This window comes from Aquitalea pelogenes, from assembly GCF_041914625.1.
GTDB classification, from domain to species: domain Bacteria; phylum Pseudomonadota; class Gammaproteobacteria; order Burkholderiales; family Chromobacteriaceae; genus Aquitalea; species Aquitalea pelogenes.
This window is the reverse complement of record NZ_JAYSDA010000004.1, coordinates 145380-170081: the sequence shown is the minus strand read 5'-3', so window position 1 is coordinate 170081 and position 24702 is coordinate 145380. Positions and strand designations below refer to the sequence as shown.

The 24702-nt window shown below is 57.6% G+C and carries 23 protein-coding genes; 11 read left to right on the top strand and 12 right to left on the bottom strand.

All coding sequences use genetic code 11. The features are described from left to right. Together ACE3SE_RS05270 and htpG are read left to right on the top strand one after the other, a co-directional pair. On the top strand, positions 1-465 hold the full coding sequence (locus tag ACE3SE_RS05270; RefSeq protein ID WP_374554172.1) for an XdhC family protein: 465 nt from the start codon (positions 1-3) through the stop codon (positions 463-465). Between the two features lie 135 nt (positions 466-600). Then, on the top strand, positions 601-2502 hold the full coding sequence (htpG, locus tag ACE3SE_RS05265; protein WP_374554148.1) for a molecular chaperone HtpG: 1902 nt from the start codon (positions 601-603) through the stop codon (positions 2500-2502). Positions 2503-2592: 90 nt separating this feature from the next. Here htpG and ACE3SE_RS05260 read toward each other — a convergent pair whose 3' ends face one another. Both ACE3SE_RS05260 and ACE3SE_RS05255 read right to left on the bottom strand, forming a co-directional pair. After that, the gene (locus tag ACE3SE_RS05260) at positions 2593-3198 is read right to left on the bottom strand and encodes a glutathione S-transferase family protein (RefSeq protein ID WP_374554147.1); all 606 of its coding nucleotides are present in this window, start codon (positions 3196-3198) and stop codon (positions 2593-2595) included. 15 nt (positions 3199-3213) lie between these two features. Continuing rightward, the gene (locus ACE3SE_RS05255; protein ID WP_045847631.1) at positions 3214-3477 is read right to left on the bottom strand and encodes a DUF2917 domain-containing protein; all 264 of its coding nucleotides are present in this window, start codon (positions 3475-3477) and stop codon (positions 3214-3216) included. Between the two features lie 94 nt (positions 3478-3571). On the opposite strand from ACE3SE_RS05255, the gene ACE3SE_RS05250 reads away from it, so the two are divergent. Both ACE3SE_RS05250 and ACE3SE_RS05245 read left to right on the top strand, forming a co-directional pair. After that, complete coding sequence (locus tag ACE3SE_RS05250; protein ID WP_374554146.1) at positions 3572-4471, top strand: LysR substrate-binding domain-containing protein; 900 nt, start codon at positions 3572-3574, stop codon at positions 4469-4471. A gap of 50 nt (positions 4472-4521) precedes the next feature. Beyond that, a complete protein-coding gene (locus ACE3SE_RS05245; protein ID WP_045847630.1) occupies positions 4522-4845 on the top strand; it encodes a YnfA family protein in 324 nt (107 codons plus the stop codon). A 57-nt stretch (positions 4846-4902) separates the two neighbouring features. Here ACE3SE_RS05245 and ACE3SE_RS05240 read toward each other — a convergent pair whose 3' ends face one another. The 6 genes from ACE3SE_RS05240 to aceB all read right to left on the bottom strand — a co-directional run bounded on the left by ACE3SE_RS05240 (position 4903) and on the right by aceB (position 11049). Continuing rightward, positions 4903-5514 (bottom strand): glutathione S-transferase, encoded by a 612-nt coding sequence (locus ACE3SE_RS05240; protein ID WP_374554145.1) that lies wholly within the window; start codon positions 5512-5514, stop codon positions 4903-4905. 94 nt (positions 5515-5608) lie between these two features. After that, positions 5609-6304 carry an SIMPL domain-containing protein gene (locus ACE3SE_RS05235; RefSeq protein WP_045847578.1) on the bottom strand — a complete coding sequence of 232 codons (696 nt, stop codon included), beginning with the start codon at positions 6302-6304 and terminating at the stop codon, positions 5609-5611. A gap of 140 nt (positions 6305-6444) precedes the next feature. Then, complete coding sequence (locus ACE3SE_RS05230; protein ID WP_374554144.1) at positions 6445-7239, bottom strand: ABC transporter ATP-binding protein; 795 nt, start codon at positions 7237-7239, stop codon at positions 6445-6447. Beyond that, a complete protein-coding gene (locus tag ACE3SE_RS05225) occupies positions 7236-8138 on the bottom strand; it encodes an ABC transporter permease (RefSeq protein ID WP_045847576.1) in 903 nt (300 codons plus the stop codon). Before ACE3SE_RS05225 ends, ACE3SE_RS05230 begins: the two co-directional genes overlap by 4 nt. A 130-nt stretch (positions 8139-8268) precedes the next feature. Beyond that, the gene (locus ACE3SE_RS05220) at positions 8269-9228 is read right to left on the bottom strand and encodes an ABC transporter substrate-binding protein (protein ID WP_045847575.1); all 960 of its coding nucleotides are present in this window, start codon (positions 9226-9228) and stop codon (positions 8269-8271) included. 225 nt (positions 9229-9453) lie between these two features. Next, the gene (gene aceB, locus ACE3SE_RS05215; RefSeq protein WP_199102220.1) at positions 9454-11049 is read right to left on the bottom strand and encodes a malate synthase A; all 1596 of its coding nucleotides are present in this window, start codon (positions 11047-11049) and stop codon (positions 9454-9456) included. 149 nt (positions 11050-11198) lie between these two features. On the opposite strand from aceB, the gene ACE3SE_RS05210 reads away from it, so the two are divergent. Together ACE3SE_RS05210 and ACE3SE_RS05205 are read left to right on the top strand one after the other, a co-directional pair. Then, complete coding sequence (locus tag ACE3SE_RS05210) at positions 11199-12095, top strand: LysR family transcriptional regulator (RefSeq protein ID WP_045847573.1); 897 nt, start codon at positions 11199-11201, stop codon at positions 12093-12095. Positions 12096-12561: 466 nt separating this feature from the next. Then, positions 12562-13959 carry an amino acid permease gene (locus tag ACE3SE_RS05205; RefSeq protein ID WP_045847572.1) on the top strand — a complete coding sequence of 466 codons (1398 nt, stop codon included), beginning with the start codon at positions 12562-12564 and terminating at the stop codon, positions 13957-13959. 78 nt (positions 13960-14037) lie between these two features. On the opposite strand, the gene ACE3SE_RS05200 is transcribed toward ACE3SE_RS05205, so the two are convergent. Then, positions 14038-14592 carry a flavodoxin family protein gene (locus ACE3SE_RS05200; RefSeq protein WP_045847571.1) on the bottom strand — a complete coding sequence of 185 codons (555 nt, stop codon included), beginning with the start codon at positions 14590-14592 and terminating at the stop codon, positions 14038-14040. Positions 14593-14826: 234 nt separating this feature from the next. Continuing rightward, on the bottom strand, positions 14827-16125 hold the full coding sequence (aceA, locus tag ACE3SE_RS05195) for an isocitrate lyase (protein ID WP_045847570.1): 1299 nt from the start codon (positions 16123-16125) through the stop codon (positions 14827-14829). A gap of 454 nt (positions 16126-16579) precedes the next feature. Here aceA and grpE point away from each other — a divergent pair, with 454 nt between their 5' ends. The 3 genes from grpE to dnaJ all read left to right on the top strand — a co-directional run bounded on the left by grpE (position 16580) and on the right by dnaJ (position 20436). Continuing rightward, on the top strand, positions 16580-17125 hold the full coding sequence (gene grpE, locus ACE3SE_RS05190) for a nucleotide exchange factor GrpE (RefSeq protein WP_045847569.1): 546 nt from the start codon (positions 16580-16582) through the stop codon (positions 17123-17125). A gap of 133 nt (positions 17126-17258) precedes the next feature. Continuing rightward, positions 17259-19178, top strand: a complete 1920-nt coding sequence (gene dnaK, locus ACE3SE_RS05185) for a molecular chaperone DnaK (RefSeq protein ID WP_131358320.1) — start codon at positions 17259-17261, stop codon at positions 19176-19178. Between the two features lie 130 nt (positions 19179-19308). Next, positions 19309-20436, top strand: coding sequence for a molecular chaperone DnaJ (dnaJ, locus tag ACE3SE_RS05180; protein ID WP_062787550.1), 1128 nt, complete (start codon positions 19309-19311; stop codon positions 20434-20436). 144 nt (positions 20437-20580) lie between these two features. On the opposite strand, the gene ACE3SE_RS05175 is transcribed toward dnaJ, so the two are convergent. Further along, entirely contained in the window at positions 20581-21690 is a 1110-nt protein-coding gene (locus ACE3SE_RS05175) for a porin (RefSeq protein ID WP_374554143.1), read from the bottom strand. Between the two features lie 608 nt (positions 21691-22298). Here ACE3SE_RS05175 and hemB point away from each other — a divergent pair. Next, the gene (gene hemB, locus ACE3SE_RS05170; protein WP_374554142.1) at positions 22299-23303 is read left to right on the top strand and encodes a porphobilinogen synthase; all 1005 of its coding nucleotides are present in this window, start codon (positions 22299-22301) and stop codon (positions 23301-23303) included. A gap of 65 nt (positions 23304-23368) precedes the next feature. Continuing rightward, entirely contained in the window at positions 23369-23578 is a 210-nt protein-coding gene (locus ACE3SE_RS05165) for a hypothetical protein (protein WP_045847565.1), read from the top strand. A gap of 32 nt (positions 23579-23610) precedes the next feature. Here the strand turns inward: ACE3SE_RS05165 and ACE3SE_RS05160 are convergent, their stop codons facing one another. After that, positions 23611-24516: a LysR substrate-binding domain-containing protein gene (locus ACE3SE_RS05160; protein WP_374554141.1), complete on the bottom strand. Its 906-nt coding sequence runs from the start codon at positions 24514-24516 to the stop codon at positions 23611-23613. Positions 24517-24702 lie beyond the last annotated feature (186 nt).

Below are 24702 nucleotides of genomic sequence, written 5' to 3'. Positions count from 1 at the left end.
ATGGCTGCCGGCACGATGCAGGTGGTGTTGTGTGGAGCAGGCCCTGTCGGTCGGGCGGTGATTCGTTTGCTGGGCGAGCTGCCTTGCACCGTATTTTGGCTGGATCGTCGCCCGTCAATTTTTCCCGAGGAGTTGGCTGGCAATATTCACCCTGTGGCAGGCGGCGTCGAGCAGATGTGCAATTTGCCTGCCAATGCTTGCTGGCTGGTGATGACTGATGACGATTTGCTTGATTTCGACTGGATCGAGCAGATTTTGCTGCGCGGTGATGCACGCTTTATCGGCTTGCTGGGATGTCGTGGCAAACTGGCCAGTTTCAATTTGCGCCTGATCAATCGAGTACCCCTTGGGTGTATTGCCAGTATTCACTGCCCTTTGGGAATAGAAGGGATCAACAGTCGACAACCATCGATAATGGCAATTTCCATCGTGGCGCAGCTTATGCAGCAACTGAAGCCGGACTGATTCGGTATCTTGCTGCGTGGGAGTTGCTTGTCCACACAGACAATCCTGACCATTGCTGTGTTGAGGGTATTGAAATCGGCTGGCTTGTCCCTATCTGTCTGCTCACTGTTACCCAACCACTGATGAATAGAGACCATGAGCGCACAGAAAGAAACCCTGGGCTTTCAGACCGAAGTCAAACAACTGCTTCACCTGATGATCCACTCCTTGTATTCCAACAAGGAAATCTTCCTGCGAGAGCTGATCTCCAATGCATCGGATGCTGCCGACAAATTGCGTTTTGAAGGTCTGGCCAAGCCCGAATTGTTCGAGAATGATGCCGAGCTGAAGATCACTGTTGGCTTCGACAAGGACGCCCGCACCATCACCATTTCTGACAATGGTATCGGCATGAGTCGCGACGAGGTGATTGCCAATATCGGTACCATCGCCAAGTCCGGCACCAAGGCATTCTTCGAACAGCTGTCTGGTGACTCCAAGAAGGATGCCAATCTGATTGGCCAGTTTGGTGTTGGCTTTTACTCGGCCTTCATTGTTGCTGACAAGGTGAGCCTGACTACCCGCCGCGCCGGTGCTGCCGCCAGCGAAGGTGTTCGCTGGGAATCCCAGGGCGAAGGGGAGTACACGCTGGAACAGGTGGAAAAGGCTGGTCGTGGTACCGACATCGTCCTGCACCTGAAGGAAGGTGAAGACGAGTTGTTGGCCGATTGGGCACTCAAGCGCATTGTGCGTACCTACTCCGACCATATTTCCATCCCGATTCTGATGAAGAAGGGCAATAGCTACGGCGAAAATGGCGAAGTAATTGAAAGCGACGAGCTTGAAGCCGTCAATGCCGCTTCGGCCTTGTGGACCCGCAGCAAGAGCGAAATCAGCGACGAGCAGTACATCGAGTTTTACAAACATGTGGCACATGACTTCACCGACCCGCTGGCCTGGAGCCATGCCCGCGTCGAAGGTCGCCAGGAATACACCGAACTGCTATATATCCCGTCCCGTGCACCGTTCGACATGTGGGACCGCGAGCGCAAGCAGGGCATCAAGCTGTATGTACGCCGCGTGTTCATCATGGAAGACAGCGACAAGCTGATGCCGCAATACCTGCGTTATGTGCGTGGCGTAATCGACAGCAATGATCTGCCGTTGAATGTTTCGCGTGAGATCCTGCAGGAAAGCAAGGATATCGACGCCATTCGCGCCGGTTGCGTCAAGAAGGTGCTGGGCTTGCTGGAAGATCTGGCCAGCAATCAGCCGGAAAAATACGCCGCATTCTGGAAAGAGTTCGGCCAGGTGCTGAAAGAAGGCGTGGGCGAAGACCATGCCAACAAGGAGCGTATCGCCAAGCTGTTGCGTTTTGCATCTAGCACCGTTGAAAGCGATGAGCCGACTGTCAGCCTGAGCGACTATATCGGCCGTATGAAAGAAGGTCAGGACAAGATCTACTACATCACCGCCGATACGCTGGCCGCGGCGCGTAACAGCCCACATCTGGAAGTGTTCAAGAAGAAGGGCGTGGAGGTGCTGTTGCTGACCGACCGTGTGGATGAGTGGGTGGTTGGTTCGCTGTTCGAGTTCGATGGCAAGTCGCTGCAGTCGGTAGCCAAGGGCGAACTGGACCTGGGCGGGCTGGAAGACGAAGCCGACAAGGAAGCGCAGAAGCAGGCTGAAGAAGCAGCGAAACCGCTGGTGGAAAAAGTGCAGAATGCACTGGGCGACAAGGTGAAGGAAGTGCGCGCTACCGTGCGTCTGACCGACAGCCCGGCCTGCCTGGTTGCGGGTGAACACGATATGAGTGCCCACCTGGAACGTATGCTGAAGGCGGCCGGCCAGAAAGTGGAAGCGAGCAAGCCTACCTTGGAAATCAATCCGGAACACGTGCTGGTGAAACGTCTGGCTGAAGAGTCGGATGCCGGACGTGCTGCCGATCTGGCTCAGGTGCTGTACGACCAGGCCTTGTTGGCCGAGGGTGGCAAATTGGAAGACCCTGCCACCTTCGTCAAGCGCATCAACAAGCTTTTGCTGGAGTTGTCGGTCTGAGTTTGCCTCGTTGACCGCAGTACAAGACAAAACCGCCCTTTAGGGCGGTTTTGTCTTATGGACGCTACCAGTCAGGGTTCGCTGCTGTGCTTACTCAAAGGGAGTGGCCACAAAGGCTGGCAGGGCCTCGGCTTGTGTGCTCCATTGCTGCAGCAGCGGGAAGTCCATCCAGTCCAGTTGCTGTGGCAGTAGCTCTCGACTGAAGCGCCAGGCAACGGCAATGCTGATACCGGCCTGATCCATGTTGTTAATATCTGGCGGTAGTTTTGCCATCGCCTGTTCCAGCGCGCTGTATGCCGCAGTCAATTGGCTTGCGACACGTTCCTGCCAGGGTAAATGCCGTTTGTCCTCGGGGCGTAGCTGTTGCTCGTAAACCAGTTGCACACTTTTTTCCATGGCAGCTAGCGCCAGCCCCAGCAGGTACAGGCAGTGCTGACGTTGTGGCAGGGTCTTGGGCATCAGGCTGCGCTCTGGATACAGGGTGTCCAGATAATCCAGAATCAGGGTGGAGTCCATCAGCGTATTGCCATCATCCAGCATCAGGGTCGGAGCCTTCACCACCGGATTGATGGATTGGAATTCAGCCAGATGGCGAAATACCGATACGGCGCGATGGGTAAACGGAATCCCCATCAAGCGCATGCTGATGGCAATACGGCGTACATAAGGGGAGTCCAGCATGCCAATCAGTTGCATGATCTGCCTTCCTGTTCAAGCGGTTTGAAAATGGCTGGCAATGCTTAGCCAGCTGCATTGAGGGGTATTGGTGGCGGGGCGCATTTCCAGCTGGCCATGTCCTTCCAGCAGCAGCTTGCCGGCAGGGAGCTGTACCGAGTCTCCACCTTGCAGGCAGATGTCCTGGCCGTCAATTGTCAGCCAGTGTGCACCGCTACCTGCAACGATCAGGCAGGGTCGGGATAGTTGTACTACCAGCAGTTCACCTTTTGCCAGTTCCAGCCTTAATGAGTGGGACATGGTCATCTCCTTTCGTGGGGGTGAGTTCACTATAAGTTGTGCGGTTGCTGCTGAAAATTGATATTTATTTGGAATTCATGTTAGTTTTTCTTACATGAGACCTTTACCACCCCTATCTGCACTACGCAGTTTCGAAGCACTCTCCCGACTGGGTAGTGTTACGCAGGCAGCCAGCGAGCTGCATGTGACGCATTCGGCCATCAGCCAGCAAATACGCCAGCTTGAGGACATGCTGGGTGTGGTGTTGTTTGTCCGGGAAGGCCGGGGACTGCGCCTGACCGAGGATGGACGGCTGTATGCACTGCAAGTGCGTATCGGTCTGACCGAGTTAACCGAAGCTACACGGTTGATTCAGGCTCGCCCGCGGGATGGCGAGCTGGTGGTCGCCGTGCTGCCTTCCTTTGGCGCGCATTGGCTGTTGCCACGCTTACCCCGTTTTCAGGCGCGTTTTCCGCAATACCGCATCAGTTTGCGTGCCAGTCTGGATATTCAGGATTTGCGCCAGGGGCTGGTGGATATCGGTGTGCGCATGGGGCAGGGCGGCTGGGAGGGCTTGCAGCAGCAACATCTGTTTGATGATGAGCTGGTGGTGGTGGCAGCGCCTGGTTTCCGGCAGGGCAAATTGCCACGGACTCCAGCCGAGATTGTCGCCGGGCCGGTGGTTCGCACCGTCGAAAGCTGGATGGGCTGGTGTCTGGCGGCTGGAGTGGAAGAACCGTCACAAGCTGGCTTGTGGATTAATGATTCCAATCTGGTACTGCAGGCCGTGCAGCAGGGAATGGGAGTAGCGCTGGAGCGGCGCAGCCTGGTGGATGCTGGTCTTAAGTCCGGCATGCTGGTGCAACTGAGTGATATCGTGGTGCCTTATCCCTATCCGCACTGGTTGGTATGGCCACAGCGCGAAAGCTCCTTGCTCAAGCAGCGTGAATTTGCCAGCTGGATGGCCGAAGAGGTGGCCGTGTATCAGCAGGAACTGGCGCAGGCTGCCCGTTGATATTGGCATCCACGGCGGCGAAATGCAGTGAAGGAACAGTAGTGGAATTATTGAAATTATTGCTCTTGTTTGGCCTGACGGCATTGGCTGAAATTACCGGCTGCTATTTGCCCTGGCTGTGGCTGAAACAGCAGGGTTCTGTCTATTTATTAGTACCAGCCGCGCTTTCACTGCTGCTCTTTGTCTGGTTGCTGACCTTGCATCCGGCGGCGGCCGGGCGTGTCTATGCCGCTTACGGCGGTGTCTATGTGGTGGTGGCCTTGTTATGGCTGTGGGTGGTTGATGGCGTGCGGCCAGGCTTGTGGGATGTGCTGGGGGCTACACTGGCTTTGGCGGGAATGGCCATCATCATGCTGGCACCACGGCCGACATGAGCGCGTTGCTGTGCAAAATGAAAAAACCGGGATTGCCCCGGTTTTTGTATGTCTTGTTTACGCTGCCGGTGGCCGGGTATCGATGAATGATTGGCGAGCGGACAACCGTTCCAGCAGGCTTGCCAGATTGGGGTGGCGTTCGCGCCAGTCAATGGCCGGGAAACGGAAATCCAGGTAGCCCAGGCAGCAGCCAACGGCAATGTCGGCTAGGCTGTAACTTTCGCCATTACACCATTGCCGTTCAGCCAGATCGGCGGCCATGACTGTCAGCCCGCGATCTATCTTGTCCTGTTGCCGTGCGATCCATTCCGGCATCTGCTTGTCTGCTGGCCTGCGCTGTTCCAGCACAATGGCGACGGCGGCATCGGTAATGCCATCGGCCAGTGCTTCCCAGCGACGGGTATTGATCAGGCGACGGTTTTCCTGTGGCAGCAGGCGTGCAACTGGCGAGATATTGTCCAGATATTCCACGATGACCCGCGAATCGAACAGGGTGCTCCCGTCATCCAGCTCCAGCACCGGGACTTTGCCCAGCGGGTTGTAATGCGGGACCTGACTATCCGGATTCCACGGCATGTCCTCTTCCAGCGGGCAATCAATCTTCTTGTCGGCCAGTACGATGCGTACCTTGCGGGCATACGGACTGGTGTAGGAGGCAATCAGTTTCATGGTGGTAGAGTGCTCGGCGGGTCGTAAAAGCGGGCTGATGTATTCAGCCCGTTGTGTTGCTTACTGTAGCGCAAGGTTGCGGTGGCATAAAGGGCTAGTTGAGCTCAATCTTGCCATTGATGGTGAGTTGCAACTGGCTTTGGCCTGGTTGCCAGTCTGGCTGTGCCACATCGGCTTCCTTGGCCATGGGCGCTGCGGCAGCGCGCATCAGCATGGGGGGCCGGAAGGCCGGGGCTGCATTGCCAAACTCCAGCTCCTTGATGGTAATACGGCTTTTGCCTAGGGTTTGCGCCGTGATATTGGCTTGTGCCTGCATTTCGGCCAATGCAGCTGGAATCATGGCTTTTTCCGCAGCGCGACGGGCAGCATCGGATACGGTGAACTGCACGCCTTCCAGCAGCATGGTTTTCTGTAGCTGTGCTACCAGTTCTGCTGCCTGGGTCATGTCCCGGCTTTTCAGGCGGATTTCCGCGCGGCCTTGCCAGCCTTGAATCTTGCCGTTCTTGTCGTAGCTGGGCCAGCTGTTATAGCTGCCACTGCTGACGTCCACTTGAGGATATTTCTTGCCAAGTGCCATGCCCTGGGCAATGCCCTTGTTCAGGCGGTTGGCCAGCGTGGCGGGCTGATCGCTTTTTTCCTGCAGGTAGAGTGTGGCTTGCAACTGGTCGTTGGCGACTTCTTGCTGGGCAGAGCCTGACAGACGCAGTTCGATGCCATCAGCTGCCTTGGCCAGGGCCGGTGTGATGAGCAGGCTGGCTGCCATCAGAGAGGGAATAAGCGTGGATTTCATGCGGACTCCTGCAAAAATTGGCGAACAGGCGTTTGAGCCGGGTTGATGCAGAAGGTTCGCATATCTGGCCAGCAATTGGCCACTGAGCGTGGCAGGCCCGTGCGGACTGCGGTGCAGCAACCGGCACGAGGGGGCAGAACTCAGCCCAGCAACAACGCGTCGTCGTCCAGCTTTTCACCGCGAGTCTGCTCGAACATGGCCAACAGATCGGGCACATCCATGCGGCTGCGGCTGTCGCCGCTGACATCCAGTACCACGCGGCCTTGGTGCAGCATGACGGTGCGATGGCCATGGTCCAGTGCCTGACGCATGGAGTGGGTCACCATCAGGGCGGTCAGCTTGTTCTCGGTCACGATGCGGTCTGTCAGCTCCAGCACGAAGGCTGCGGTTTTCGGGTCGAGCGCGGCGGTGTGCTCATCCAGCAGCAGCAGGCGGGAAGGCTGCAAGGAGGCCATCAGCAGGCTGACGGCCTGGCGCTGACCACCGGACAGCAGGCCCATGCGGTCGCCCAGGCGGTTTTCCAGGCCCAGCTTGAGGGTGGCCAGCTTGTCGCGGAAGGCTTCGCGATAACTGGCCTTGACCGCGCGCGACAGGCCGCGTCCCTGGCCGCGCTGCATGGCCAGTGCCAAGTTTTCTTCGATAGTGAGCCCTTCACAGGTACCGGCGAGCGGGTCCTGAAACACGCGGGCCACCAGTGCCGCACGCTGCCAGGCAGACTGACGGGTGACGTCCTGCCCGTCAATGAACAGGCTGCCGGTGTCCGGGCTGATGTCACCGCTGATGGCATTCAGAAAAGTGGATTTACCAGCACCATTGCTGCCGATCACGGTGACGAACTGGCCGGACTCGATGGTGAGCGACAGGCCGCGCAGCACCGGGTTTTCCAGCGGGGTGCCGGGATTAAAGGTTTTGAACAGATTGTCGGCGCGCATCATGCGGATTTTCCTCCTTGCTTGTTGCGCAGCTTGCCCTTGATTTTGGGCAGTACCAGCGCCAGGCCCACCAGCACGGCGGTAATCAGGTTCAGGTCTTGGGCTTGCAGGCCGATGAAATCGGCATTCAGCGCCAGGGCGATCAGCAGGCGGTAGAGCAGTGCGCCGAGCACGGTGGCCAGTGTCACCAGCCATAGTGTGCGTGGCGGCAGCAGGGTTTCACCGATGATGACGGCGGCGAGGCCCACCACAATGGTGCCGATGCCCATGGAGATGTCGGCACCACCCTGGGTTTGCACGTATAGCGCACCTGCCAGTGCAATCAGTGCATTGGACAGGGCCATGCCGGCCAGGGTCATGCGGTCGGTGGAAATGCCCTGTGCCCGTGCCATCCGCGGGTTGGCACCGGTGGCGCGCAGCGCGAGGCCGGTTTCCGAGGCGAAGAAGGCGTCCAGCAACAGCTTGGCGATGACCACAATGACCGCCAGCACAGCAGGCTGAATCAGCCAGGCGTTGTCATTCACCGTGCTGATGAAGGGGGTGAATACGGTGGGCAGGCCGATCAGGGCGATATTGGGCGCGCCCATGATACGCAGGTTGATCGAGTACAGCGCAATCATCACCAGAATGCTGGCCAGCAATTGCAGGATGCCCAGGCGCACATTGAGCCAGGCGGTCAGCCAGCCGGCAGCGGCACCGGCAATGGCAGCCAGGCCGCAAGCCAGCCACGGGTCGTGGCCACCGGCAATCAGCACGGCAGCGACGGCACCGCCCAGCGGGAAACTGCCGTCGGCGGTAAGGTCGGGAAAGTTGAGCAGGCGGAAGGAAATCAGCACGCCCAGTGCGACGAGGGCAAAGATAAGGCCGATTTCCAGCGCGCCCATCAGTGAAATCAGGGACATGAACACCTCTGCGACATGCCGGCCTGTCAGGGGTGTAGCCGGCAAGCCTGGCCTGGGTGAGGCCGGGCTGTTGAGACGGAAAAAGCCCGGATGGCGGTGAAACCATCCGGGCAGTCAGGCTGCTAACCGCTTACTTGACGGTGTTCTGCGCTTCTTTCAGCAGGGCGGCGGACAGCGGCGCACCTTGCTTCATGGCGGCAGACGGGTTTACGGTCAGGCTCAGCTTGCTGCCTACTTCCGGAGCGATGGCACCCGGCTTTTCACCCTTCAGGATGCGAACCACAATCTTGCCGGTCTGACGCCCCATATCGTAGTAGTTCATGCCCAGGGCTGCGATGGCACCACGCTTCACCGAGTCGGTATCCGAGGCAATCAGCGGTAGTTTGGCCTGATTGGCGACGGCCACCAGCGATTCGTAAGTGGACACCACATTGTTGTCGGTGCTGGTGTAGATGGCATCAACCTTGCCGATCAGGCTCTTGGCCGCCGGGGCCACATCCACGGTACGCGGTGCCGGGGCTTCCACCAGGCTCATGCCGCGCTTGGCCAGTTCTTCTTTCAGTTCCTTCACCACGATGGTGGAGTTGACCTCACCCGGGCTGAACACCATACCGACGCGTTTGGCGCCTGGTTTTACCTTCAGGATCAGGTCTACTTGCGGGCCCAGCGGCAGCATGTCGGAAACGCCGGTTACATTGCTACCGCTGGGTTTCCAGCTGCTGACCAGCTTGGCAGCCACCGGGTCGGTGACTGCAGTGAATACGATGGGCAGGGTTTTGCTGGCGGCAACCAGTGCCTGGGCGGACGGTGTGGCAATGGCCACGGCGACATCCGGCTTGTCGCCGACAAACTTGCGGGCGATCTGGCCGGCAGTAGCCGGGTTACCCTGCGCGCTTTGATACTGCACCTTGACCTTGTCCTCACCAAAACCCTCGGCTTTCAGTTGGTCAGTCACCCCTTTGCGGGCGGCATCCAGCGCCGGGTGATCGACAATGGCCGTAATGGCAACCGACTTGAGCTCGGCAGCGGAAGCAGACAGGGAGAGCACGGCTGCAGCGGCAGCCAGCAGTTGGCGATGGCGTAGGGACATGGCAATTCCTTGTGAGTCAGGATAGATTTTTTTGGAAAATGAATATTTCGCGCAATTTTATTCTAATGCCAAAGATTTTTCTTGTTGCGTTGCGCAATAAAATGGCTGAGATTGGATATTGGAGACAGGAAGTTGCCCGATCGTCGGGCAGGCGAAAAAAAAGCGGCCCGGATCACGGGCCGCATGAGTGTAAGCTGGCAAATTGCCAACCATTGGATCGATCGTTTAGTCGATGTAGTCGTAACCCGGCAGGGTGAGGAATTCGACAAAGTCATCCGAAGTGGTCAGATGGTCGAACATGCGGGCTGCGTCCTCGTACTGCTTGGTCCAGCGATTGCCGTATTCCGCCTTGAGCTTGGCTACTTCAGCAGCTTGCAGTTCGCGGAACAGTTCCACCGTCACCTTGCGGCCATCTTCCAGCACGCCCTTGGGGCTGCGAATCCATTGCCAGATCTGCGAGCGGGAGATTTCGGCGGTGGCGGCATCTTCCATCAGGTTGTGGATGGGCACGCAGCCGTTGCCGGAAATCCAGGAACCCAGATACTGGATGCCCACATTGATGTTCATGGACAGGCCGGCTTCGGTGATCGGCGCTTCCGGCTGGAAGTTCAGCAGGTCAGCGGCGGTGACATTCACATCCGGACGCTGCTTGGCAATCTGGTTGGGGGCGTCACCCAGCACGCGGCTGAAAGCTTCGTTGGCAATCGGTACCAGGCCCGGGTGTGCCACCCAGCCGCCGTCGTAGCCGTCGGTGGCATCGCGGTCCTTGTCGGCTTTCACGCCACCCAGTGCCTTGTCATTGGCCACCGGATCGTTCTTGATCGGAATCAGCGCGGCCATGCCACCGATGGCCGGCGCGTTGCGCTGGTGGCAGGTTTTCAGCAGCAGCAGGGCATAGGCACGCATGAAGGGTACGGTCATGGTGATCTGTGCACGGTTGGCCAGGCAGAAGTCGCGATTCTGCTTGAACTTCTTGATGCAGCTGAAGATGTAGTCCCAGCGACCGGCGTTCAGGCCGGAGCTGTGTTCGCGCAGTTCGTAGAGGATTTCGTCCATCTCGAAGGCTGCGAGGATGGTTTCAATCAGCACGGTAGCCTTGATGGTGCCCTGCGGGATACCCAGCTCGTTCTGGGCAAACACGAACACATCGTTCCACAGGCGCGCTTCCAGATGGCCTTCCATCTTTGGCAGGTAGTAATAGGTGGCACTGCCCACGGTTTGCAGATAGGCAATATTGTGGAAGAAGGACAGGGCGAAGTCGAACAGTGCGCCGGAGACAATCTCGCCATCCACAGTGACGTGTTTTTCCATCAGGTGCCAGCCGCGCGGACGCAGGATCAGGGTGGCAATGGTGTCGTTCAGCTTGTATTGCTTGCCATCCGGATTGGCAAAGGAAATGGTCTTGCGATACGCATCACGGACATTGATCTGGCCGCTGATCTGGTTTTCCCAGCTCGGACAGTTGGAGTCCTCGAAGTCGGCCATGAAGCTCTTGGCACCGGAATTCAGTGCATTGATCATCATCTTGCGATCCACCGGCCCGGTGATTTCCACGCGGCGGTCCAGCAGGTCTTGCGGCAGCGGTGCAATTTTCCAGTCGCCGGCACGGATGGCGGCGGTTTCCGGCAGGAAGTCAGGCAGCTTGCCGGCATCCAGTTCGGCCTGGCGCACCACGCGGGCGGCAAGCAGCTCACGGCGGCGTGCTTCAAACTGGCGATGCAGTTTGGCGACAAAGGACAGTGCTTCGGTCGTGAGGATTTCTTCAAACGCCGGGGTCAGCGGGGCGAGGATTTCCACGCCTTGCGGAAGGGTGACAGCCATGTGCTTGCTCCTGAAGTAAATGCGTTTATACGGCAGAACCGCTGCCTTTGATCAACAAAATGCTGCATTGCGATGTAAGCAGTGTATCTAGCCAAACAGTAAAAAAAAATGCATAAATAGGCATAACATCTTTTACTTTTAAGTACGCAATGAGCGAACTCAAACAGCTGGAAACCTTTGTCGCCGTGGTCAATCATGGCAGTTTGTCTGCTGCTGCCCGCCAGCAAGGCGTGGTGCCGGCCATGATAGGCCGCCGGCTGGATGCGCTGGAGGAGCGGCTGGGGGTGAAGCTGCTGGTGCGTACCACGCGCAGCGTAACCCTGACCCAGGAAGGCGCGGCATTTTTTGAAGACTGCCAGCGCATTCTGACTGAACTGTCCGAAGCCGAGGCCGCAGTGGCGTCCGGTAGCGGCCGGGCGCGCGGCCATCTGCGGGTATCCGCCCCGGCCGGTTTTGGCCGGCGTCACGTGGCACCGCATATTGCGGCATTCCAGCTGGCGCATCCGGATATCCGGGTGACGCTGGATCTGTCGGACCGGCTGATTGATTTGCAGCGCGAGCGTATCGATTGTGCGATTCGCATTTCGGATCTGGCTGATTCATCGCTGGTAGCCATGCGGCTGGCGGAAAACCGGCGTGTGGTGGTGGCATCGCCCGCCTATCTGGCAAGGCATGGTATTCCACACACGCTGGAAGAGCTGGCGCAGCACAACTGTCTGTCGCTGGGTGAAAGCCAAAGCCGTGGCTGGAGCTTTGAACGGGATGGCGAACTGATCAACCTGCGCGTGTCAGGTCGTCAGGAATGTAATGATGGTGCGGTGCTGCATGACTGGGCCTTGCAGGGCTTGGGGCTGGCCTGGCGCTCCTTGTGGGAGGTCAAGGATGACTTGTCCGAGGGGAGGCTGGTGACGGTGCTGGACCAGTTTGCCTCGCCGGACTACCCGGTGTATGCCGTTGTTCCACAACGCCGTTTTCTACCGGCCCGGGTGCGGCATTTCATCGAACACCTGCGTCAGGTGTACACCGCCACCGGCTATTGGGATTGAAAGCCGCAGTTTGTTCCGTCTCGGTTTTCGCTGCATGCCCGGAACACCCTTGCTGTCGGTCACCCTGGTCTATGGCCTGGCTGGCGGTTCCGGGCTTGGTATAGCACAAATTCATGTCAAATAGGCATGGCATTGCGTTAATGCAGCAATTTTTGCCGGATTGTTGGCTGAGCTGCGCTACAAACTGCCTTGTCTTGCACAATTATGACAAGTATGGGATAGATCCTGCTGCGATATAAGGCCATTAATGGATAATGGATACACTTTGTCCAATATTTTGGCTTGAACTGTTCTCCCCTTCCTGTAAGATCGCGCGTTTTCCGCGGCAGTGTCCTGCGTTGAGTTGTCGGTCACGAACCGGCAGCAGACAGGGCAGCGGCGGACGGGCTGAGTATGATCATCTAAGGCCGGTTGTCCCCTTGCCCAAACATGGCGATGGCACCGGCGCACACAGGATAGTCTGAACATGAGTTTGATGCGCAAAAAGAGCGTTCAGGGCATGCTGGAATTTGCCCAGACTGCAAAAGGGCTCCGCAAGGAGCTGACGGCTTTCGACCTGACCATGCTGGGGATCGGTGCCATCATCGGTACCGGCATTTTCGTGTTGACCGGTACCGGTGCCACGGTGGCAGGCCCGGGCCTGGTGTTGTCCTTCATCATCGGCGCATTTGCCTGCGGTTTTGCTGCACTGTGCTATGCAGAATTCGCCGCCATGTTGCCGATTTCCGGCTCTACTTATACTTATGCATACGCCACGCTGGGTGAACTGGTGGCCTGGATCATCGGCTGGGACCTGATGCTGGAATACCTGCTGGCATCTTCTGCCGTTTCGGTGGGTTGGTCCGGTTATTTCCAGAGCCTGCTGGGTGGTTTCGGCATTCACCTGCCTGATGCGCTGACGGCTGCGGCGGGTGCGGTTCCGGGCAAGGATACCTTGTTCAATCTGCCTGCCTTCACCATCGCGATGCTGATTACTGCCTTGCTGGCCTTTGGCATCAAGGAATCCAAACGCGTCAACAATATCGTGGTGCTGATCAAGGTGGCCGTGGTGCTGATGTTCATTGCCATCGGCGTGTGGCATGTCAAACCGGCCAACTGGAGCCCGGCCCTGCCTTACGGCATGAATGGCGTATTCCATGGCGCGGCCATCGTGTTCTTCAGCTTCCTGGGTTTTGACGCAGTGACTTGTGCGGCAGAAGAAGTGAAAGACCCGGCGCGCGACATTCCCAAGGGTGTGATCTGGTCGCTGGCCATCTGCTCCATCCTGTACGTGATCGTGTCCGCCATCATGACCGGCATCGTGCCTTACGCGCATTTCGCCGGTATCGACCACCCGGTATCGCTGGCGCTGCAAGTGGCCAAGCTGGACTGGTTTGCCGGTTTTGTCGATCTGGGTGCCATTCTGGGCATGCTGACCGTGATTCTGGTGATGACCTACGGCCAGACCCGTATCCTGTTTGCCATGAGCCGCGACGGTCTTTTGCCGAAAATCTTCTCCGAAGTGAACCCGAAATACGGCACGCCGTACAAGGCCACCTGGCTGATCGGCACCATCATCGCCCTGATTGCCGGCTTCATTCCGCTGCATACCCTGGCCGAACTGGTGAACATCGGTACGCTGGCTGCCTTCTCGCTGATTGCCATTGCCATCATCAAGCTGCGCAAGACCGAGCCTAACCTGCCGCGCAAATTCCTGTGCCCGGGTGTGCCTTATGTTCCGGCACTGGCCGTCATCTTCTGCGTATTCCTGATGGCGCAACTGTCCATGCTGACCTGGCTGTGCTTTGTGGTATGGCTGGTGATTGGTCTGGTGGTGTACTTCGGTTACTCGCGCAAGAACTCCCACTTGCACAAGCAGGCCTGATTCCGTACTTGCTTCGGTACCTGCCAAAGAAAAAGCCACCTCGTGAGGTGGCTTTTTTGCATCTGCAGCGCTGAAAAATCAGCCGCGCAGCTTGGCGGCGATGGCCGCCACGCGTGCGCCGTATTGCTTGGCGGTGTCCAGGTCACCCTGCGGGATTTCATCCACGCTGGCATCGGCCGGGGACTGTACCAAGAGGCCAACCGAACCACCCAGATTGTTGATGTCAGTACGCTGGGCGGCCTTGGTATTGCTCGGCAGCAGACCCAGGCTGACCCAGATGCCACCATGTTGAGAAGCCAGGGTTTGCAGGGTGATCAGGGCAACCTGCTTGTCGCCGTTCAGGCTGGCACTGTTGGTGAAGCCGCCGAATACCTTGTCTTGCCAGGCGCGGGTGAACCAGGCCTTGGAAGTGGCATCGGCAAATTTCTTGAACTGCCAGCTCGGGCTGCCCATATAAGTGGGCGCGCCAAAGATGATGGCGTCGGCTGCTGCCAGCTGGTCCCAGGCGCTGTCCGGCACATTGCCTTCGGCGTCGATGGCAACAAGCTCGGCATTGGCACCGGCAGCCACTTGCTGGGCAACACGTTGGGTATGGCCGTAGCCGGAATGATAGACAACGACAACCTTGGTCATGGTGAATCCCTTTGCTGGAAATGAAGCGGGAAGGGCTGGCTTGCCGTGACCGACAGTCCAGCCAATGGAGAATAGCAGCGTCCAGTATAGTGATTGTTCGTGTCAGGACTAGTCGCTTTTGATGAATTGATTGTTTAGCCAGATTTAATAAATGGCTGCAGGAAAACAAAACGCCCGCGAGCGCAAGGCTGGCGGGCGTGGAGGGCAGAGCTGGCATGCAGCTCCTGTCACTGCTTAGTGGAACTGCTCTTCTTCGGTGGAGCCGGTCAGCGCGGTTACGCTGGATTGACCGCCTTGAATCACGGTGGTGATATCGTCGAAGTAGCCGGTGCCCACTTCCTGCTGGTGGGATACGAAGGTGTAGCCACGTTCGCGGGCGGCGAATTCCGGTTCTTGTACCTTCTCAACATAAGCCGACATGCCGCGGGCAACGTAGTCTTGTGCCAGGTCGTACATGTTGTACCACATGTTGTGGATACCAGCCAAAGTGATGAACTGGTATTTGTAGCCCATGGCACCCAGTTCGCGCTGGAACTTGGCGATGGTGGCATCGTCCAGGTTCTTCTTCCAGTTGAAGGACGGCGAGCAGTTGTAGGCCAGCAGCTTGCCCGGATGCTTGGCGTGAACGGCTTCAGCGAACTTGCGGGCGAATTCCAGATCCGGGGTGCCGGTTTCGCACCATACCAGGTCGGCGTAGTCTGCGTAGGCCACGGCGCGGCTGATGGCTTGTTCCAGACCCTTCTTGGTCTTGTAGAAGCCTTCGGCAGTGCGCTCGCCAGTCAGGAAAGGCTTGTCGTTGGCATCGTAGTCGCTGGTGATCAGGTCAGCAGCTTCAGCATCGGTACGGGCAATCACCAGGGTCGGCACGCCGTATACGTCAGCAGCCATACGGGCTGCGATCAGCTTCTGGATGGCTTCCTGGGTCGGAACCAGCACCTTGCCGCCCATGTGGCCGCATTTCTTGACAGAAGCCAGTTGGTCTTCGAAGTGAACGCCACCGGCACCGGCGCGGATCATGGCCTTCATCAGTTCGTAGGCGTTGAGTACGCCGCCGAAACCGGCTTCGGCATCAGCCACGATGGGAGCGTAGTAGTCAACAAAGCCAGGCTGGCCTTTTTCAACGCCCTTGGAGTGCTGGATTTCATCGGCACGGGTGAAGGCGTTGTTGATGCGCTCTACCACCTTCGGCACGGAGTCCACCGGGTACAGGGACTGGTCCGGGTACATGGCGGAGTATTCGTTGTTGTCTGCAGCCACTTGCCAGCCGGACAGGTAGATGGCCTTGATGCCGGCTTTTACCTGCTGCATGGCCTGACCACCGGTCAGTGCGCCCAGACAGTTGATGTAGGGTTCGTTGTTGACCAGGTTCCACAGTTTCTCGGCGCCTTGGCGGGCCAGGGTGTGTTCCACTTGTACCGAACCACGCAGACGCTCTACGTCGGCAGCGGTGTAACCACGCTTGATACCTTTCCAGCGCGGGTTGGTGTCCCAGTCATGTTGAATGGCGGCGATACGTTGTTCGCGAGTAGTCATGTTCAAACCCTTCTCGAATAGTTTTCTCTGCAGAGCCGGTAAATTCCGGCAGTCCTCTGGCCAAATGACATTCCGGTTTTTCCGGACTGATTTTGTTGACAACGGGTTATGTCCATTGCCCCTTATGACCACCGGATGCCCGTGGCTGACGGCTCTTCCGGGTGGGTCACTTAGCATGTGTGAGCCATTATATGCACAAAAAAAATCGCTTGTGTGCAGTGCAACACCGAAAAAAAACCGATGTTCAGAAGATAACAATCATGGCTAAAACCGAAGGTGATAATGCGCGCATTTTGTTGCAGTTGCGAAAACAAAAGTCCGAAAACGCGCAGGCTGGTGAGGCCCGGTAACAGGCGCTGTTACCGGGGGGCAAGACAAAAGACTTGAATTCCTCGCGATAGACCTTATCTGAGGTCGGGACATTGTTAAAAGCCGACTTTTTTGAGGTCTTGCCATGCAGGAAAACCAGAACAACACGAACAACGAAGCCGTCGTTGAAGACGTGAACAACGCCGCTGCAAGCGAACAGCAAACAGAGCAAACCGTGGAACAGCGCATTGCCGAACTGGAAGCCCAGGTGGCCGATCTGCAGGATCAACTGCTGCGCAGCCGTGCAGACCAGGAAAACCTGCGTCGCCGCAATGCCGAAGAACTGCTGAACACCCAGAAATACGCCATCAACAAGTTTGCCCAGGAACTGGTTCCGGTAAAGGACTACCTGGAAATGGCGCTGCTGGACCAAAGCGGTCAGATCGACACCCTGAAGATGGGCGTGGACATGACGCTCAAGCAGCTGGTGGCTGCCTTTGACAAGGCACAAATCAAGGAAATCAGCCCGGCGGTGGGAGACAAGCTGGATCCGCACCAACACCAGGCGATGAGCGCGGAAGAGTCCGACGCCGAAGCCAATACGGTGTTACGGGTGCTGCAAAAAGGTTATCAACTGGCTGAGCGCACGCTGCGTCCGGCCATGGTGATCGTGGCCAAAGCCAAAGGCTGACACGAAAACCATAAAAAGGTTCTTGGCCGGCTCTTGAAAAAGACCACATAGCCAATACCTATGAACGCAACAGGCCTCGGCTATCAGCTTGCTGGCCGTAGTCGCAACGAATTCAGATATAAAGGAATAGAAGATGGGCAAAATCATTGGTATTGACCTGGGTACGACCAACTCCTGCGTAGCCGTAGTTGAAGGTGGCAACCCGAAAGTGATTGAAAACGCCGAAGGTGCTCGCACCACGCCTTCCATCATTGCTTACATGGAAGATGGCGAAATTCTGGTGGGTGCACCGGCCAAGCGTCAGGCAGTCACCAACCCGAAGAACACCCTGTACGCAGCCAAGCGCCTGATCGGTCGCCGCTTCGAAGACAAGGAAGTACAAAAAGACATCGACCTGATGCCTTTCCAGATCATGAAGGCCTCCAATGGCGACGCCTGGGTGAAGGTACGTGACCAGGAACTGGCTCCGCCGCAAATCTCCGCAGAAGTACTGCGCAAGATGAAGAAGGCTGCCGAAGACTACCTGGGTGAAGAAGTGACCGAAGCGGTAATTACCGTACCGGCTTACTTCAACGACAGCCAGCGTCAGGCCACCAAGGATGCCGGCCGTATTGCCGGTCTGGAAGTAAAGCGCATCATTAACGAACCGACCGCTGCTGCGCTGGCTTTTGGCCTGGCCAAGCAGGAGGGTGACCGCAAGATCGCCGTATATGACCTGGGTGGTGGTACGTTCGACGTGTCCATCATCGAAATCGCCGATGTTGACGGCGAGCACCAGTTTGAAGTGCTGTCCACCAACGGTGACACCTTCCTCGGCGGTGAAGACTTCGACCAGCGCATCATCGATTACATCGTGACCGAGTTCCAGCGCGAACAGGGCGTGAATCTGAAGAACGACGTAATGGCTCTGCAACGTCTGAAGGAAGCTGCTGAAAAGGCCAAGATCGAGCTGTCCAGCGCCACCCAGACCGAAGTGAACCTGCCGTACATCACCATGGATGCCACCGGTCCGAAGCACCTGGCGATGAAGATTACCCGCGCCAAGTTCGAAAGCCTGGTTGACGACCTGATCACCCGCTCCATCGAGCCGTGCCGTGTTGCGCTGAAGGATGCTGGTGTATCCCTGTCCGACATCACCGACGTGATTCTGGTAGGTGGCCAGACCCGTATGCCGAAGGTACAGGATGCGGTGAAGGAATTCTTTGGCAAGGAACCGCGCAAGGACGTGAACCCGGACGAAGCCGTGGCCGTTGGTGCTGCCATTCAAGGTTCGGTACTGTCCGGCGATCGCAAGGACGTGCTGCTGCTGGACGTGACTCCGCTGTCGCTGGGTATCGAAACCCTGGGTGGCGTGATGACCAAGCTGATCCAGAAGAACACCACCATTCCGACCAAGGCTTCGCAAACCTTCTCCACTGCGGATGACAACCAGACTGCGGTGACCATCCACGTGCTGCAAGGCGAGCGTGAAAAGGCTGCGGCCAACAAGAGCCTGGGTCAGTTCAACCTGGGTGACATTCCGCCGGCTCCGCGTGGCATTCCGCAGATCGAAGTGGAATTCAACATCGACGCCAACGGTATCCTGCACGTATCGGCCAAGGACAAGGCCAGCGGCAAGCAGGCCAACATCACCATCCAGGCTTCTTCCGGTCTGTCGGAAGAGGAAATCCAGCGCATGGTGAAGGATGCCGAAGCCAATGCCGAGGAAGACAAGAAGCTGCACGAACTGGTGACCGCGCGTAACCAGGCTGAAGGCCTGATCCACAGCGTGAAGAAGTCCCTGTCCGAGCATGGCGACAAGATCGACGCTGCTGAAAAGGCCAAGATCGAAGACGCTGTCAAAGCCGCTGAAGAAGTGGTGAAGGGCGAAGACAAGGCTGTCATCGAAGCCAAGACCGAAGAACTGGCCAAGGCCAGCCAGAAACTGGGTGAAATCATGTATGCCCAGGCACAGCAGGCTGAAGCTGGTCAGGGTGCTGCCGATGCCGGCAAGGCCAAGGACGAAGGCGACGTGGTGGATGCCGAGTTCGAAGAAGTAAAAGACAAGAAGTAAGCCCGCGGCTTGCTGATTGAACGAGGCACAGGGAATGGCGGAGACTGCTCCACCGGCCTCTGTGCCTTTGCCATGTTAAGAAGATCATTGCCTGCCGTACCGGTTGGTTACGGCCAGAGAGTGAAACACCATGTCCAAAAGAGATTTTTATGATGTACTCGGCGTCAATCGCGATGCTTCCGAGGACGACATCAAAAAGGCTTACCGCAAGCTGGCGATGAAGTATCACCCGGACCGCAATCCGGACAGCAAGGAAGCCGAAGAAAAGTTCAAGGAAGTCAAAGAGGCGTATGAAATCCTCTCTGACAGCCAGAAGCGCAGTGCCTACGACCAGTTCGGCCATGCCGGGGTAGACCCGCAGGCCGGTGCGGGTGGTGGTGGTGCCGGCTTTGGTGGTTTTGGCGATTTTGCCGATATTTTCAGCGACATCTTCGGCGGCGGCCGTGGTGGCGCTGGTGGTGGTCGTTCCAATGTCTATCGTGGCGCAGACCTGCGCTACAACCTGGACATCACGCTGGAAGAAGCCGCCCGCGGCTGCGAAAAGCAGATCCGCATTCCTTCGCATGAAGACTGCGAAGTATGCCATGGCACCGGTGCCAAGCCGGGCACCCAGCCCAAGACCTGCTCCACCTGCGGTGGTCATGGTCAGGTACGCATGAGCCAGGGCTTCTTCTCCATCCAGCAAACCTGCCCGACCTGCCATGGTACCGGCAAGCAGATTACCGACCCTTGCACCAGCTGCCATGGCGCGGGTCAGAAGAAGACCAACAAGACGCTGAACGTGAAGATTCCGGCTGGCGTGGACGAGGGCGACCGCATTCGTCTGTCCGGCGAAGGCGAGCCTGGTCAGAACGGTGGCCCGTCCGGTGACTTGTATGTGGTGACCCACATCAAGCAGCACGCGGTGTTCCAGCGTGACGGCATGGACCTGCACTGCGAGATGCCGATTTCCTTTGCCACGGCAGCGCTGGGCGGCGAAATCGAGATTCCCACGCTCGATGGCATGGCCAAGGTGAAGATTGCCGCCGAAACGCAAAGCGGCCGGGTATACCGTCTGCGTGGCAAGGGTGTGAAAGCGGTACGTGGCACCGATTATGGCGATCTGCACTGCCATGTGGTGGTGGAAACCCCGGTCAAGCTGACCGAGCGTCAGAAGGAGCTGCTGCGCGAGTTCGATGCCATCAGCCAGGGCGATGTGGCGACTCACAATCCGCGTTCCAAATCCTTCATGGACAAGCTGCGCGATTTCTTCGAATAAGTGCTGCCAATGATGGAAAAACAGACGGAGCCTGCGGGCTCCGTTTTTTATTGGCTTTGCATTATTCGACCGGAATGAAAAAGGCCACCGCGGCAGTGCGGTGGCAAATGACTTTCTTCAAAGGAACCAGCCAGTGGGTAGTGCTTAGAAGTTGTGCTTCAGCATCACCCAGGTAATGGTGGCCTTGTCCTGAGCCCAGCCCATTGCGGTTTGCGCGCCCTTGTCTTCCTTCACCTGACCGTAACCGGCTTCAACCATGGTGCGCTTGCTCAGGCTGTAATCCAGAGCAGCAGCCCATTGCGTAGCACCCCAGTCCTGCGATTGGCCGTCAACCTTGACGCTGCTACGCTTGGAGTAGACGAAGGACGGTTTGAAGGCACCAATGGTGTAGGCAACATTCACGGCCCAGACATTGCTGGTCAGCTTGTTGGCACCGGTGTTGGCAACGGTGGTATTGGCGATGCCGGCAACGGCCTGGCTGCCATCGCTATTGGTTGCCCAGGCATTGCCCCACAGGCTGCTGCGCTGCAGGGTGGCTGCCAGGTACAGATTGTTGGCGTCGTAGCCGAATTCAACGCGGTGAATGCCGCTGTTGTGGTCTGCCACGGTGTTGTACTTGGCCATGTAGGCGTAAGCACCGAAGAAACCGGAATTGGCGTAGGCCAGACGGGTACCCAGGGTGTTGCCGGTTTTCTTGCCACCGGATACCTGAGCTTCGCCGGAGCCAAGCTGAACCATGGCATTGAAGCCGTTCAGGTCCGGGCTGTCGTAGCGCACGCCGTTTTTCACGCGGCCATCACCGTAGGCACCGAATACATCCGTACCTTCGTACAGCGGGAAGGCAATGCCGGTGCTCGCATCGCGACGCGGGCCGTACAGGTTGTCGGTGGACTCGGTTTCGGCCAGCACGTCGTCGATATAACCCAGACGCAGCTTACCGAAGTTGCCCTCAACACCAACAAAGCTGGTGCGGTTGGCGAAGGTGCCGGCACCGGTACCGCTGGTGGCAACGCCATCCACGTTCATGCCGGTTTCAACCTGCCAGATGGCTTTCAGGCCATTGCCCAGGTCTTCGTTACCCTTGAAGCCGATACGGCTGGCGAAGTCGTCCACACCAGTGCTCGACTTGAAGCTGGTGTCGGTGCTCTTCATGCTGTCCAGGCCAGCACGGATTGAACCGTAGATGGTGACGTCGGCATGAGCCAATACCGGCATGGCTGCAGCAATGGCGGCAGCGAGTACGAGTTTTTTCATTCCTCTAAATCCTTTAATAGTAATTTCTGTGTCCGCCTGATCTGTTGGCAGGCTGGCTGCGGTTCTGGTCAAGCCATGTAAAAACTTGATTTCACCGACGGGGCTGAGTGTGCGAAACGGCTGAGAGGGCGTCAACGAACATTTATTAACAAAGCAGCGGGGTGCCCGTTCTTGCTGGCGGGCTGTTGTGTCTATTTTGCAATGTTTTTTCTTGTAAAAACCTTTAAAAAACATATTGTTAAAAATATGTTGTGAAGTTTCATCCGGCCGCAAATATTTGTTTCCAATCATTGATACACGATTGAAACATCTGTTTCATCGTGGTTTTTCTCTGTTGCATTTTGGCAAATCGGACAGTTTTTTCATGAAAAATGCAGCTTTTGCACAACAAATATTACGGCTTGCCATGAGTCCGCAGAATGATTGATATGATTTTTATGCATGGTTATTCTGCGAGGTTCGATCAGCCAGACGGAAATGGGACGGTAGCCCTTGTTGCGGACGGATACCCGCCAGTGCCAACGGCAAAATGGCGAATGGCGCTGCCAGTCCGCAGCAACAGGCGTACAATTCCGCCCATCGCCATTGTCCCTTGTGATGGAAACACCATGATTTTTGCCAACCGCTATTTCCCGGCCACCCGCATGCGTCGCATGCGCAAGGATGATTTCTCTCGTCGCCTGATGCGTGAAAACGTGCTCACCACCAATGATCTGATCTACCCGGTATTCGTGCTGGAAGGTGAGAACCGTGAACAGGCCGTGGCGTCGATGCCGGGGGTGGTACGGCAAAGTCTGGACAAGCTGCTGTATACCGCCGAACAGGCGGTGGAGCTGGGTATTCCGATGCTGTCGCTGTTTCCGGTGATTGAAACCGGCAAGGACAATGCGGCGCAGGAGGCTTACAACCCGGATGGCCTGGTGCCGACCGTGGTGCGCGCACTCAAGCAGCGCTTTCCCGAGCTGGGGGTGATGACCGACGGTGCGCTGGACCCGTATACCGTACATGGTCAGGATGGCCTGATTGATGACAGCGGCTATGTCCTGAACGACGAAACCACCGAAGTACTGATTCGTCAGGGCCTGTGCCATGCCGAAGCCGGGGTGGATGTGTTCGGCCCGTCCGACATGATGGATGGCCGCATTGGCGCGCTGCGCGATGCGTTTGAAGAAGCCGGTTTCATTCACACCAAGATCCTGGCTTACTCGGCCAAGTATGCTTCGGCTTTCTACGGCCCCTTCCGCGATGCGGTGGGTTCGGCAGGTAATCTGGGCAAGGCCGACAAGTACAGCTACCAGATGGATCCGGCCAATCTGGACGAAGCCATCCAGGAAGTGGCGATGGATCTGGAAGAGGGTGCCGACATGGTGATGATCAAGCCGGGCATGCCGTATCTGGACGTGATTCGCCGCGTGAAAGACACCTTCCGCGTGCCAACCTACGCTTACCAGGTATCCGGTGAGTACGCGATGCTGAAGGCCGCATTCCAGAACGGCTGGCTGGACCAGGAAAAGTGCATGATGGAGAGCCTGATGGCCTTCAAGCGTGCCGGGGCCGATGGCATTCTGACTTACTTTGCGCTGGATGCAGCGCGTGTGCTGCGTCGCGGCTGACCTTTGCTTGCCACTGGCCGGATGCCTGCCGGACGGTGGCAAGTGAACCCCTGAAGGAAGAGGCCATGGATATTCTGCACTCCACCTGGTTCTGGCTGTTTGTCATCGTGGCACTGGTGATGTCCACCATCGGCTCGCTGGCACGTCTGTCCAAGGCCCCGCCACCGGTTGATTTGCCCGGCGTCAAACCGCAGCCTTATGCGGATGATGACGAAGAGCAAGACGCGGACACTCCTGCCGGGCATACCCCGCCCAGCTTGCGCAAGCCCAAGTAGTGCTGCTCCCCATCGGGCATGGCTGGTTGTCGTCAGGCCAGCTTGCCCTGCCCGAAATAGTGCTGGAAGAATTCCACACACACCCGCAGCTTGGCCGAGTTGGCCAGCTTGTCCGGATACACCGCCCAGATGTCTGCCTGCAGGTAGTAGTCGGGTAACACCTGCACCAGTTCACCCCGTTCCAGTTCGCCTGCCACGTCCCATAGCGAACGCAGCATGATGCCGTGCCCTTGCAAGGCCCATTGGTGCACCACCTCTCCATGGTTGGCGGCCAGGGCACCTTGCACGCGGATGCTGTGCTCGCCGTGCGGGCCAGTCAGCCGCCATACCCCGAAGGGATGATCCCTTTCCTTGATCACCAGGCAGTTGTGCTGCATCAGTGCTTCCAGCCCGCTCGGGCTGCCGTGTCGCGCCAGATAGTCAGGTGAGGCACACAGGATGCGCCGGTTCTCCACCAGTTTGCGGGCCAGCAGTTGCGGAGCAATTTCGTTGCCCACCCGGATGTCCAGATCAATGCCTTCTTGTGCCAGGTCGATCAGGCAATCAGCCAGTTCCAGCCGTATGCTCAGCTCCGGGTAATGTCGTGCCAGCTCGCCCAGTGCCGGTGCCAGGTGAACCCTGCCAAAGCCGAAGCTGCTACTGATACGGATAATGCCGCGCGGCTGCTGTTGGGCGGTGCCAATCTCCACGCTCATCTGTTCTACATCCTGCAGTATCTTTCCGGCCCAGCCGTGGATGCGTTCTCCTTGTTCTGTCAGGGCTATGCGCCGGGTGGTGCGGTTGATCAGGCGACAACCCAGGTTTTGTTCCAGCACGCGGATGCGCTTGCTGACATAGGCCGGTGAGGCCGCCATGGCTTCGGCTGCCGCAGTAAATCCGCCCTTGCGTACCACCAGGCAAAAAACACGCAAATCTTCCAGCTGCAGCAAATCCTTCATGTTTCGTGTCTTCTGTATGCACAGAGCTGCCAATTATCCCGGCTTGCTTTTCCGCCATGCTAGCGCTCGGTGTCACCTTGCATTACGGCGAAAGAACAGAGGAGGGTGGGATGAAGGCTTACAGGATTGCAGTCATTACGGCTGATGGCAGCGGGCAAGTACTGCTGCCGGAAGGATTGCACTGGC